Source organism: Amycolatopsis sp. NPDC058986 (genome assembly GCF_042741125.1).
GTDB lineage: Bacteria > Actinomycetota > Actinomycetes > Mycobacteriales > Pseudonocardiaceae > Amycolatopsis.
In genome coordinates this window covers 70,987-83,113 of the sequence record NZ_JBHYJW010000031.1, presented here as the reverse complement: position 1 = coordinate 83,113, position 12,127 = coordinate 70,987, and the positions used below count along the sequence as shown (strand labels likewise).

Annotated in this window: 13 protein-coding genes; 6 read left to right on the top strand and 7 right to left on the bottom strand. The window is 68.2% G+C overall.

The window, feature by feature from the left end; all coding sequences use genetic code 11:
• Nucleotides 1–29: 29 nt before the first annotated feature.
• Both ACFW0G_RS25995 and ACFW0G_RS25990 read right to left on the bottom strand, forming a co-directional pair.
• Nucleotides 30–401, bottom strand: a complete 372-nt coding sequence (locus ACFW0G_RS25995; RefSeq protein WP_378327995.1) for a hypothetical protein — start codon at nucleotides 399–401, stop codon at nucleotides 30–32.
• A gap of 169 nt (nucleotides 402–570) precedes the next feature.
• Nucleotides 571–1,170, bottom strand: coding sequence for a ClpP family protease (locus tag ACFW0G_RS25990; RefSeq protein ID WP_378327994.1), 600 nt, complete (start codon nucleotides 1,168–1,170; stop codon nucleotides 571–573).
• Between the two features lie 116 nt (nucleotides 1,171–1,286).
• On the opposite strand from ACFW0G_RS25990, the gene ACFW0G_RS25985 reads away from it, so the two are divergent.
• Both ACFW0G_RS25985 and ACFW0G_RS25980 read left to right on the top strand, forming a co-directional pair.
• A complete protein-coding gene (locus ACFW0G_RS25985; protein ID WP_378327993.1) occupies nucleotides 1,287–2,126 on the top strand; it encodes a class I SAM-dependent methyltransferase in 840 nt (279 codons plus the stop codon).
• 124 nt (nucleotides 2,127–2,250) lie between these two features.
• Nucleotides 2,251–2,466, top strand: coding sequence for a hypothetical protein (locus ACFW0G_RS25980; RefSeq protein WP_378327992.1), 216 nt, complete (start codon nucleotides 2,251–2,253; stop codon nucleotides 2,464–2,466).
• A 52-nt stretch (nucleotides 2,467–2,518) separates the two neighbouring features.
• On the opposite strand, the gene ACFW0G_RS25975 is transcribed toward ACFW0G_RS25980, so the two are convergent.
• Entirely contained in the window at nucleotides 2,519–4,483 is a 1,965-nt protein-coding gene (locus tag ACFW0G_RS25975; RefSeq protein WP_378327991.1) for a GTP-binding protein, read from the bottom strand.
• 267 nt (nucleotides 4,484–4,750) lie between these two features.
• Here ACFW0G_RS25975 and ACFW0G_RS25970 point away from each other — a divergent pair, with 267 nt between their 5' ends.
• Nucleotides 4,751–5,194, top strand: coding sequence for a DoxX family protein (locus tag ACFW0G_RS25970; protein WP_378327990.1), 444 nt, complete (start codon nucleotides 4,751–4,753; stop codon nucleotides 5,192–5,194).
• A 63-nt stretch (nucleotides 5,195–5,257) separates the two neighbouring features.
• Here ACFW0G_RS25970 and ACFW0G_RS25965 read toward each other — a convergent pair whose 3' ends face one another.
• Nucleotides 5,258–5,959, bottom strand: coding sequence for a TIGR03089 family protein (locus ACFW0G_RS25965; protein ID WP_378327989.1), 702 nt, complete (start codon nucleotides 5,957–5,959; stop codon nucleotides 5,258–5,260).
• 86 nt (nucleotides 5,960–6,045) lie between these two features.
• Between ACFW0G_RS25965 and ACFW0G_RS25960 the strand changes: the two genes are divergently transcribed.
• Nucleotides 6,046–6,870, top strand: coding sequence for an NAD(P)H-binding protein (locus ACFW0G_RS25960; RefSeq protein ID WP_378327988.1), 825 nt, complete (start codon nucleotides 6,046–6,048; stop codon nucleotides 6,868–6,870).
• A 9-nt stretch (nucleotides 6,871–6,879) separates the two neighbouring features.
• Here the strand turns inward: ACFW0G_RS25960 and ACFW0G_RS25955 are convergent, their stop codons facing one another.
• Nucleotides 6,880–8,181, bottom strand: coding sequence for an LCP family protein (locus tag ACFW0G_RS25955; RefSeq protein ID WP_378328022.1), 1,302 nt, complete (start codon nucleotides 8,179–8,181; stop codon nucleotides 6,880–6,882).
• Nucleotides 8,182–8,280: 99 nt separating this feature from the next.
• On the bottom strand, nucleotides 8,281–9,831 hold the full coding sequence (locus tag ACFW0G_RS25950) for an LCP family protein (protein ID WP_378327987.1): 1,551 nt from the start codon (nucleotides 9,829–9,831) through the stop codon (nucleotides 8,281–8,283).
• A 159-nt stretch (nucleotides 9,832–9,990) separates the two neighbouring features.
• Here ACFW0G_RS25950 and rfbB point away from each other — a divergent pair, with 159 nt between their 5' ends.
• A complete protein-coding gene (rfbB, locus tag ACFW0G_RS25945) occupies nucleotides 9,991–10,980 on the top strand; it encodes a dTDP-glucose 4,6-dehydratase (RefSeq protein WP_378327986.1) in 990 nt (329 codons plus the stop codon).
• A gap of 11 nt (nucleotides 10,981–10,991) precedes the next feature.
• Entirely contained in the window at nucleotides 10,992–11,891 is a 900-nt protein-coding gene (rfbD, locus tag ACFW0G_RS25940) for a dTDP-4-dehydrorhamnose reductase (protein WP_378327985.1), read from the top strand.
• 48 nt (nucleotides 11,892–11,939) lie between these two features.
• Here the strand turns inward: rfbD and ACFW0G_RS25935 are convergent, their stop codons facing one another.
• A complete protein-coding gene (locus tag ACFW0G_RS25935) occupies nucleotides 11,940–12,104 on the bottom strand; it encodes a hypothetical protein (RefSeq protein ID WP_378327984.1) in 165 nt (54 codons plus the stop codon).
• Between the last annotated feature and the right edge of the window lie 23 nt (nucleotides 12,105–12,127).

Below are 12,127 nucleotides of genomic sequence, written 5' to 3'. Positions count from 1 at the left end.
ACCGCTAGGTGGGTGGGTGACGGGGTGAATCACCCCACGAGTTCGCCCGCCACATAGGAACAGGAATCCGTCCCCCGCACGTACACCTGCCCCTCGGTTTCGTCGCCGATACTGCACTCGGTGACCGGATGGCCGTCGAAGCCCGAGAGCGTCACGGTGATGGTCATACCGAGCGGAATCTTGACCTTGAACGACTTCGCGCTGTGTGGGGCCAGCTCTTCGCGCCGGAGCCCGCCGGGCGCTGTCGGGTCGGTGAAAGTGATCTGCCGCGCTCCGAGCGCGCCGATGGTCACCGTGACCATCGGGATGGGTGGCGCCGGTACCCGTGCCGGGGTGGACACGACGGTCGCGGCCAGCGCGGCCAGCGGCAGGGCCATGAGTGCGGCCTGGAACAAGTTCATGTCCCAGCGGTCGAAATCGATCTCCCCGGTGTTACCGATCCGGCCAGAAGTAGGCGGACACGGGCCGCAGCTGATCTGCTCGCAGAGACCCGTTTCCGCCGTGGCTGTGGTCGGATTGGTAACGAACGGCACAGGACGGTGTCCGAATTGTCTTATGGGGCCCCGAAAGTCACGCGGTAGGCCGTTCGCTCGCGACGATGTGGTCCACGAAGCCGTATGCCAGCGCCTCTTCGGCGTCGAACCAACGGTCCCGGTCGGCGTCCGCGGTGATGCGTTCCACCGTTTGGCCGGTCTGCCGCGCGGTGATCTCCGCGATGCGCTGCTTCATCTTCCCGAAGACCTCGGCCTGGATCGCGATGTCGGTGGCCGCGCCGCCGATGCCCGCGGACGGCTGGTGCATCACGATCCTGGTGTTGGGCAACAGGAACCGCTTGCCGGGTGTGCCGGAGGACAGCAGGAACTGGCCCATGGACGCGACGAAGCCGAGACCCCAGGTCGAAACGTCCGGCTCGATCAGCCGCATCGTGTCGTAGATGGCCATGCCCGCGGACACCGAACCGCCGGGCGAGTTGATGTAGAACCTGATGTCCTTCGACGGCGCGTCGGCGGCGAGCAGCAGGAGCTGCGCGACGATCCGGTTCGCCACCTCGTCGGTGACCTCCGAGCCGAGGAAGACGACGCGGTCGCGCAGCAATTGTTCGTAAACCGAGTCGTCCAGGGAAGGGCTCGCGGTGGAGGCGCGCAGCTCGGGTGCCAAGGTGGCCGTCATCTCTTGCCTGCTCTCGATCGGTGAACGCCGGAGTGATCTTCTGCCTCCGACGATAGACAGCCGTGTCGCCGAAGACGACCTCGTTCGCTGAGAGCGTTACGTGGTAAGGATGTCGGATGGACTTCGACAGCGCGACCACCGAGATGATGGCGACGAACGAAGCGAACTGGGACGAGCGCACGCCGATCCACGTGGCGAGCCGGTTTTACGGCCTCGACGAATCCCGCGATCCCGATCAGTGGTTCCTGCCGTTCGAATGGGAGGACCTCGGGGAGCTGGCCGGCCGCGATCTCGTTCACCTGCAATGTCATCTCGGGACCGAGACGATCGCCTTCGCGCGAAAAGGAGCGCGGACGGCCGGGCTCGATTTCTCCGGCGAGGCGGTGGAAGCGGCGAAGCGTATAGCACGCGAGGCCGGGCTCGACGTCGAATACGTGCGTGCCAACGTTTATGACGCCGTCGACGCATTCGGCGGCAACCGGTTCGACATCGTCTACACCGGAAAAGGGTCGGTGTTCTACCTGCCCGATCTGACGCGCTGGGCTTCGGTGGTCGCCGGGCTGCTGCGGCCGGGCGGCCTGCTCTACGTCGTCGACTTCCATCCAGTGCTGAACGCGCTCGGCCCCGAGCCCGGGCCCGGCGAAGGGCCGGAACTGTTGCTGCGTCACGATTATCTGGAGGGGAGGGGCGCCCTCGAGCGCGACGCGACACGTACCTACACCGACGGTCCCGCGCTTCAGGACGCGACCACGATCTACGAGTGGCGGCACGGGTTCGGCGAGCTGATCACGGCGCTCGTCGGCGCCGGGTTCGCGATCACCGGCCTGCGGGAGAGCGAACTGCTGCCGTGGCCGCGCTGGGAGAACATGGTGCCCGCCGACGGCGGCTGGTGGCGGTTGCCGGATTCCGCGCCGCGCATCCCGCTGCTCTACGCCTTGAAAGCGGTCAAGGCTTAGGCGGGAAGTCCGAGTGGAAGGTACTTTCGGGCCAGGATGAGCGGACTTTCTTCCTCTGGAGGCATGTCTGTCTGTCACGGCGTGGGACAAACGTCCTTGTCGTCCAGCACGTCATGGAGGAGAAATGAAGAAGACCCGAGTGGTCCAGTCGTTCGCGGTGGCGGGCCTGGCAGCCCTTGGCCTCGTCGCCGCTTCCTCGGTCGCTTCGGCCGCGTCGGCGCACCAGGTGAGCAGCCCGGCCGGAGTGGTGCACGTCAACGGCAACGGCGACCCCGGCATGGGGGAGGGCGGTCCTGGCGGTCCGGGCTCGAACCCGGGTGACCCCGGAGCGCGGCCCTAGTCCTGGGCGGAGCCGAGCTGGTCACCACCGAGTGGTGACCAGCTCGGCCATGTCAGAGGTGACGTAGTGTCCGGAGTAGATATTCCTTGCGGTCCAAGGGATTCGCACCGGTCCGGGGCCGGGACGGCGGCGGGCCGGGGTAGGGGCGGTACTCCTCGAACTCGCTGAGGAACACGCCTTCGCCCTGGGTGAGCCCGGGAAGCGCCTGTTCGAATTCGGCCACGCGGCTCGCCGGGATGCTGCCCCGGACGGTGCACGACGACGGTCCGACGTCCGGCTCACCGGGTACGGCACGCAGTTCGGTCAGCTTCAGCAGCGCGGCGCTGAGACAGTGCGCCGGGACCTCCAGTTCGAACCGGTTGACCGGCTCGTACACCCGGGTTCCGGCTTGTTTCACCGCTTCCATCAACACCAGCGGCGTCATCTTGCGGAAGTCTCCCGCGGCGCTGACCGGGCTGAAGTACGCCGTGCGGGTCAGCGTGACCGCGCAGTCGATCACCTCCCAGCCGTACAGGCCCTGCTGGAGCGTCTGTGCGACCGTTTCCTCGATCGCCTTGTGGAACGCCAGCGGCAGCGAGCCGAGTTCGACCGAAAGCCCGAACGTGCCGCCGGAGCCGGGTGGGCCGGGTTCGACGTGGATCCCGACTGTGGCCCAGAAGTACAACCGTTCGTCGGGGTCCATTTCCTGCACGGCGTCGCCGTGGCCGATGAGCCGTTCGACGAACAGCGTGCGGGTTTCGGCGAAGGAAACCGCGATGCCGAACTCCTCGGCCAGTGTCGACTTGACGATTTCCTTCTGCACTTCACCGTAGAGCCGCACCGAGATTTCGCCGGTGTCCGGATGACGCCGGGTGCCGATGAACGGGTCTGCCTCGGCAAGCCGTTCCAGCGCCGTGTAGAGCGCCGACGCCTGATCGGGACGCTCCGGGAGCACTACTGTTTCCAAGCTCGGCGGAGCGAAGAAGCCCCGTTCCGGCAATGCTTCGGCGGTACCGAGCTGATCGCCGATGCGGACGTCGCGGAGGCCTCGGATCCGTGCGATGTCACCGGAAACCGCCGCCGCGGCGTCCTCGCCGATCACTCGCACCGCGGACACCCGGCCGCTCAGCTCGACGAGGTTCCCGCCGCTTTCCCTGCGGTAGAAGGAAATATTCTGTCGTGCGGTGAGTGAACCGGAGCGCAGCCTGGCGTAGGCGTTTTTCTCGCCGGCGCGTCCGCGTTCGATTTTGAACACCGTCGCGCGCAGTGTTCCCTCGCCGGTACCTTCGGTGGCGGGGAAAAGCTCGCGGACGGCGGTGACCAGGTCGGCGACGCCGGAGCCCGTGATCGCCGATCCGAAGAGGACGGGATACACGTCGCCGCGGCTCGTCTGACGAGCCAGCTCGGTGTGAAAATCCGCTTCACTGAGCCGAACGTCGTCATCCACAAAGGACTCAAGAAAGGCGTCGTCGCCCTCGGCGAGCAGTTCGCCGAGTTCTTCGGCGAACGCCGGGTCATCGAGCGTACGGGGCGTGCTGACGGCGTCGGGCGTGCCGATTCCGGTGACCGTGCTCAACGTGATGACGCGCGGCGAGAGCTTTTCCCGGATGGCGCGCAGCAGATCGACGTCGTCCGCGCCCATCCGGTCGATCTTGTTGACGAAGATCAGCACGGGGATGCCGAGCCGGACGAGGGTACGCATCAGCACCCGGGTCTGCGCCTGGACGCCTTCGACGGCCGAGACGACCAGAATGGCGCCGTCGAGCACGCGAAGGGCGCGTTCGACCTCGGCGATGAAGTCCGCGTGGCCGGGCGTGTCGACGATCGTGATGCGCCGGTCGCCTGCGGTGAACGCGACCACCGCGGATTTGATGGTGATCCCGCGACGGCGTTCGAGAGCGAGCGAGTCGGTCTGGGTGTCGCCGCCGTCGACGCTGCCGAGGTGGCTGATCACGCCCGCCTCGAAGAGCAGGCGCTCGGTCAGGCTGGTCTTACCGGCGTCGACATGCGCGAGAATTCCGATGTTCAGGGTTTTCATGACGGTGCGAGGTCCTCGAAGATGCGGTGAACAGGCCGGGTCCGGGGTGAACGACGGTCTGTCGGCGCATCGGGGTTTCTCCTCGCATCGGGAACGGGTTTCCGGATACCACGGTAGCGGCAAGCGCTTGCGGGGGACAGCGAGTTACGGGGCGGTTCCTGTCGGTTTCCTGTCGATGACTCGCTGAAGTCCCGTCCCCGGCGCGCGCTGCCCTACCGTGGGCCGGGTCAGTTGAACTTTCACCGAATCGTGGAGCTGGAGTACCGCATGTTCGCACGCGTCAAGGACGTCACCCTGCTGCTGGGCAGGATCGGGATCGCGGTGGTCTTCCTCGCCCATGGCCTGCAGAAGTGGGACAACGGAATCACCGGGACGGCGAGCTTCATGGAGAAGGTCGGCATGCCGCTGCCGACCGTCGCGGCCGTTTTCGCGATCGCGGTCGAGATCCTCGGATCGATCGCGTTCATCGTCGGATTCCTGACGCCGCTCGTCGGACTCGGCTACGTCGTCGTGTCGATCGGCGCACTGCTTTCGGTGCACATCGACAACGGCCTCACCGGCCAGGGCGGCTACGAACTCGTGCTGGTCCTCGCGGTCGCCGGGCTCGCGCTCGGCTTCAACCCCGGCCGCATCTCGCTGGACCACGCGCTCTTCTGGCGTAAGCGGGAGCAGCGCCTGTCCTCCTCGAACGACGCGCTCCTGACCGCCTGACCGCAACGCCGTTAAGGCCACCTTACGGGCGTCAGACGCCCGTAAGGTGGCCTTAACGGCATTTCAGCCCAGGTCGACGGTGGTGCGCTCGGCGGCGCGGCGGTCGGCGAGCTTGGCCGGGTCGGCGTTGCTCACCTGGACGAGGTGGACGCCCGCGGCGAGCGGGACCAGCAGGCCGTCGAGAATGCCTTCCGTCCCATCCCAATCCACAGTGGACAGGGCACGATCGCTCGCGGACAGACCGATCTTCGCGGCCCGGGAACGGGACTCCGTCAGCACCTCGTCCACTGTGGACTCGCCGAGTGCGGGAGTGTCGCCGGGTACCGGGAACAGCGGGCTGAACTGGTCGCCGGCGAGCCGTGCCTCGCCGAGGTAGTCGAGCGCGCCGTCGGCGGGCGGTTCGGCCAGTCCGCGCCCCATCGGGTCCAGCGACACCACGGCCGTGGCCTCTGCCTCGGAAACGCCGTCGGGTGTCACGAACGCCACGCGTGCCCCGCCGGTCTCGGTGACCACGCGTGCCCCGCACCACCAGGCCCCGAGCAGCACGCCCACGGTCTGCCAGTGCGACGGCAGCCGCACCGCGACGGCGTCGCCCGGCTCGACGTCGAACTCCTCGACCAGCCAGTTCGCCGTTTTGGCCGCCCAGTTCGCGGTCGTCGCGACGGACAGTTCCACCCGGCTGCCCAGCGCGTCGTCGTAGTGCGTGATCAGCGGTTTCGCCTGGGACGCCAGCAGCGGGCGCAGCAGCTGTTCGGTGAGGCTCATGGGTACAGGCTATGACCACTGACCCCGTTGACACCGAGGGCTGCCGTAAGTAGTTTTGCTTACAAAACAAAACTACGGGGGTTGGAATGACCATCCTTGTCACCGGTGCACGCGGCCACGTCGGCGGGCAGGTGCTGGCTCAGCTGCTCGACGCGGGCGAAAAGGTACGCGCGGCGAGCCGCGACGCGAGCACGCTCGACGTGCCCGAGGGCGTCGAGACCGTGAGCCTCGACCTCGAGGAGTCAGACGACAGTGCGCTCGACGGCGTCCGCGCCGTGTTCCTCTACACCCGGCCGCAGGGCATCGAGAAGTTCGTCGCCGCGGCCCAGCGGGCGGGAGTGGACCACGTCGTCCAGCTGTCCTCGTCCGCGACGCTGGAACCGTTCTCGGAGAACCGGATCGCGGTCCTGCATCGCGCGGTGGAGGAAGCGCTTGCCGGGTCCGGTCTCGGGCACACCGTGCTGCATCCCGGGCATTTCGCGAGCAACACGCTCGCCTGGGCGGCCGAGCTCGCCGAGGGCGTGGTGCGCACTCCGTATCCGGACGCGCGAGTCGGTGCCATCCACGAGGCCGACATCGCCGCCGTCGCCGTGCGCGCGCTGACCACCGGCGAACACCGCGGCGCCTCGCTCGCGCTCACCGGGCCGGAAGCGCTCAGTTTCCGTGAGCAGGCAACGATTCTCGGCGACGTCCTCGATCGGCCGGTCAAGGTCGTGGAACTGTCCACGGACGAGGCGCGGGAGCGGATGCTCGGCCACGGCCTGCCCGACGGGGCCGTCGACGCGATTCTTCGTTCGTGGGCGAGCGCGCTCGACGAGCCCTCACCGGTCACGAAGACGGTCGAAGAGGTCACCGGCACCGCGCCCCGCACCTTCGCCACCTGGGTGTGGGACCACCGGGCCGAGTTCTAGGCCACGCGGTCAGTCGACGCAGCGCACGTCGTCGGCGGCGGCCACCCGCGGTGCCGCTCCCGTCGCTCCACCACCGCCGGACGGCGGGGCGGCACCACGGCCCGCCAGCTCGGCGACGAACTTCCGCACGGCCGCCGGATCGATCGCGACGATGCTCTGGCCGTCCTCGCTCGTCCCGTTCGACGTGATCACCGGGATCGTGGTGAAGGCGAGGTCGCCGGAGGCGATTCCCTTGACCTGCTGGACGAACTGCAGCAGATCGAGGCCGTCGTCGAGCACGATCGCCCGGTGCGCCGCGTCGATCAGCCCGCTCATGGTCGACGGGTTGGCCAGCGTGCCCGCGGACAGCACCTGGTGCAGCGCCGAGGTCAGGAACGCCTGCTGCCGCACGATCCGGTCGAGGTCGCCCCGAGGCAGGTTCTTCCGCTGGCGCACGAAAGAAAGCGCCTCCCCGCCGGACACCGTCTGGACGCCACGACGGAAGCTCGCGCCGGAATCCTTGTCCTCGGTCGCGTGGTTGAGGCACACCTTGACCCCGCCGAGCGCCTCGGTCAGCAGGTAGAAGCCGAGGAGGTTGACCTCGGCGTAGTGGTCGATGCGCAGCTGGGTCAGATCCTGCACGGTCTGGACCAGTACGCGGCGGCCCTCGGTGTCGGAGTCGCGCTCGATCTTCGCCTGGTCCCGCTCGCCCCGTGCTCGCTGCTCCGCCGCGAAGCGTGCCTTGGCGACGCCGTACGCGGAGTTGATTTTTCCCTTGCCCCGCCCCGGAATGTCGACCCAGGTGTCGCGCGGGATGGAGATCCCGGACGCCTTCCCGCCGTTCTTCGGGATGCGCACGACCATGATCGTGTCGGTGTTGACGCTGCCCGCCGTCGCTTCGGTGCGCAGTTCCTTCAGCACGCGCAGCGGCAGCTGGTTGCCCTGCGCGTCGGTCCGCGCGTCGCTGCCGACGAGCAGGATGTCCGTCGCGCCGTCGTCCGCGGGCGGGGCCGCGGGGTCTTCCGGCCTGCTCAGCGCGTCCGTCGTGGGGACGTTCCGCTGCAGGCGTCCCATCGTGACGTAGCCGTAGGCCGTGGCGCCGAGCGCGAGCAGCGACACCAGGCCGAGCGCGATCCGCCGGGTCAGCTTGGCCGCGCGCGGGCCACGGCGGGCCGGGACCACCGGCTCGGGCTCGGGCTCGGTCCGGGGGCGCGGAAAGGGCGACGGCTTCCAGTCACCGTCCGTGGCCGATGAGGTGTCCTCGGCGGCCACCGCGTCCTGCTCCGCATCGAGACGTGGTTCGCCATCCGGCTTGCGCTCGTCGTTGTCCACCGTGGTCACCTCCCCGTATCGTCACTGCGTCGTCCAGCCTAAGGTGCCGACGCTGTCGCCACGCTGAGTGTCGGGGATTAGGGCGTGTTTCACCACGCCCTAGTTGATGCAGGCCACTCCGCCCGCGGTGATCGGCGGCTGGGAGCTCGACGGCGGTGGGGCGGACGACGCGCTGGAGGCCGGTGTCGGCTTGCTGCTCGGGGACGGGGTGGAGCTCGCCCCGCCCGGTGCGGCGGCGCCGTGGAAGTCGCGGCCGAGCAGGACCCGGACGTGCCCGGTGGCGACGTCGGCGTCCGGCTCGGCCTGAACGCTCGAGCCCAGCGCCTGGCGGACCAGGGAGAGCCCGGTGTCGTCGGCGGGGTTGTAGCGGATCACCGTGCTGTTGCGGGCACTCAGTTTGGTGTCGTCGGAGAGCCGGAAACCCTTGTTCTGCAACAAGGTGTGCGTCTGCGGGCCGACCGCGGAAGAGCCGGAGCCGTCGAACAGTTCGACGGTCACCGCGTTCGCGCCGGGCACCGTCGCGCTCGTTGACTGGGCAGGCTTCGCGTCGGGAACGCCGTCGGAGGTCAGCCGCGCCACCTCGGCCTGCACCTGGTCCTCGTCGACGCGCAGCACGTCGGCGCCGCCGACCACCGCGTTGCCCTGGGTCGGGAGGGTGTGGAACTCGATCCGGCCGCCGGTGAGCCCGCGCATCTGCTCGGCGAACTCCATCAGGTTCCACCCGGACGAGAGCACGACCGACTTCTTGATCGCCTCGACGAGGTCGCCGAGCTTCGCCGGGTTCATCAGTGTCTTGCCCGACAACACCTTGTTCGCCAGCCCGGACAGGAACGCCTGCTGCCGCGCGATGCGGTCGAGGTCGTAGTTCGGCAGGTCGTAACGCTGCCGGACGAAGGCGAGCGCCTGCACGCCCTCGATCGTCTGGTGCCCGGCGGGCAGATCGATGCCGGACTTGGCTTCCTTGACCGCGTTGTTGAGGCAGACGTCGACGCCGCCGATGGCCTTGGTGACCTCGTAGAAGCTCGCCAGGTTGACCTCGGCGTAGCGGTCGATCATGCCCGGTTTGCCGATGAGCTTCTCGATCGTGGCGATGAGGTTCTTGCGACCGGCCACCTTGGACTTCGCGTCGATGTCCTTGAGGTCGGTGTTTCCCTGCCGCTGCAGCGTCTGGGAGGTGTCGTTGTAGGCGTACACGTACGCGCTGTTGAGCTTGTGCTTGCCGTAGCCGCCGGTGATCTCCACGAGTGAGTCGCGCGGGAAGGAGATCGCGACCGCGCGGCGCCCGTCCTGCGGGATGTGCACGAGGATCATCGTGTCGGTCTGGCGCTCGCCGTCCGAGACCCCGGCGTGCAGCATGTCGAGCACCTCGCGGGGCAGCGGGTCACCGTGATTGTCGGTGCGGCTGTCCATGCCGACCAGGAGGATGTCGACGGCGCCGTCCAGCGGCTTCGCGTGTGCCGACTGGTCGTCGAACACCGCGCTGGTGGAAAGTCCCTCGTTCGGGTCACCGATGTACTGCCAGCCGTACCAGGTCAGCCCCAGGACCACCACGGAGAGCAGGCTGAGGAAGATCTTGCCGCCACGGCGGAAGAACACCAGAACACCACGTCCGTGGTGCACCGGCACGGGTGGCGCAGGCCACTCGGTCACGCGCTTCCTCCCCGATTCGTTCCCCCAGGGCACACCCGGTGCCACCAGCACGACTCTACTGATCCTCGTGTTAGACGTCCGTAGGCTGGGTGAAGGTTGCCCCAGTCGTGACACACTGATTCCCGATCACGCGGTCGGCGCGGGTGAAAGGCGGAGTAAATGCGGGTTCTCGTGACCGGTGGCGCGGGTTTCATCGGTTCGAACTACGTGCGCCGGGTGCTCGGCGGTGCCTATCCCACGCTGGCCGACGCCGAGGTCGTCGTGCTGGACAAACTCACCTACGCGGGGAACAAGGCGAACCTGGCGCCGGTCTCCGGCGATCCCCGGCTGCGGTTCGTGACCGGCGACATCTGCGATGCGGTGCTGGTGCGCGAGCTGATGCTCGGGGTGGACCTGGTGGTGCACTTCGCCGCCGAGTCCCATGTGGACCGTTCGATTCTCGGTGCCGCGGATTTCGTGCTGGCCAACGTGCTCGGCACGCAGACGTTGCTGCAGGCGGCTTCCGAGGCCGGCGTCGGGAAGTTCGTGCACATCTCGACCGACGAGGTGTACGGCTCGATCGACGAAGGATCGTGGTCGGAGGATCACGCGCTGGAGCCGAACTCGCCGTACTCGGCGTCCAAGGCGTCGTCGGACCTCATGGCGCGCGCGTTCTCCCGCACGCACGGGTTGCCGGTGTGCATCACCCGGTGCTCCAACAACTACGGTCCGTACCAATTCCCGGAGAAGGTCATCCCGTTGTTCGTCACCAATCTGCTCGACGGGCTGAAGGTGCCGCTCTACGGTGACGGGCTGAACGTGCGTGACTGGCTGCATGTGGACGATCACTGCCAGGGCATCCAGCTGGTCGCCGATCGCGGGCGCGCGGGGGAGATCTACAACATCGGCGGCGGCACGGAACTGACCAACCGCGAGCTGACCGGACGGCTGCTGGACGCGCTGGGCGCCGGCTGGGACAGCGTCGAGCCGGTCGAGGACCGCAAGGGCCACGACCGCCGGTACTCGGTGGACATCACCAAGATCAGGACCGAGCTGGGCTACGCGCCGCGAATGTCCTTCGAGGACGGTCTCGCTGATACGGTGCGCTGGTACGCGGACAACAGGGCGTGGTGGGAACCGTTGAAGGGCCGCGCCGCGCTGGCGAAATAAGGGGACGGTGTGTGACTGGAGGGCTGCTCCTGCTGGTGCCCGGGGGATCCGGGCAGCTCGGACGTGACCTGGCGGCGCTCGCCTCGTCCCGGCCCGATGTCGAGGCGATCACGCCCTCGTCGGCCGAGCTGGACATGACCCGGGCCGGAGACGTCGTCTCGGCCGTCGGAGCACTGGCGGAACGTGCCTCGGCTTCCGGCGCGTCACCGGTGGTGGTCAACGCCGCGGCGTACACCGCGGTCGACGCCGCGGAAACCGACGAGGCCCGCGCGTTCGCGGTCAATGTGGACGGTCCGCGGGTGCTCGCCGCGGCGTGCACGTCCCGCCGGGTACCGCTTGTCCACGTCTCGACCGACTACGTGTTCCCAGGGGATGCCTCTTCACCGTACGAAGTGGACGATCCGCTCGGCCCGCACAGCGCCTACGGCCGCACGAAGGCCGCCGGAGAGGACGCGGTGCTCGGCTCGGGTGCGTCGGCGTGGATCGTGCGGACGTCGTGGGTGTACGGGAAGTCCGGCAACAACTTCGTGAAAACGATGGCGCGCTTGGAAAAAGAGCGGGACACGGTGTCCGTTGTGGACGATCAGACCGGATCGCCGACGTGGTCGGCAGATCTCGCTTCCGGCTTGGTGGAGCTGGCCGGGTGCATCGCTGCGGACGCCGGTCCTCCGGGACGCGTGCTGCACTGCACCGGTGGTGGCTCGACGACCTGGTACGGCTTCGCGCAGGCCGTTTTCGCCGGGCTGGGCGCGGATCCCGCACGGGTGCTGCCCTGCACGACGGCCGACTTCCCGCGCCCCGCGCCGCGGCCGGCGTATTCGGTGCTGTCCAACGCCTCCTGGCGGGATGCCGGGCTGACGCCGCTGCGGTCGTGGCAGGACGCCTTGACGGCTTACTTCGCCGCTGCCTGATTCCTGGGTTGCACCCGTGCCCCCGGTTTCTCCGGTGGCTGCTGGGGTTCAGGTGTCCCCGAACGGCGCGTAGGGGACGCTGAAGGACGCCTTCGGTGCGCTCGTTGCACTGAAGGCGTCCTTCAGCACGGCCAACGCACTGAAAGCGTCCTTCAGCACCCGGCTCGCCCCGAACCCGACGGCGCCGTTCAGCGTTCCCGCGGAGCTGGGCACTACCGGCATCGTAGAAGCACCGT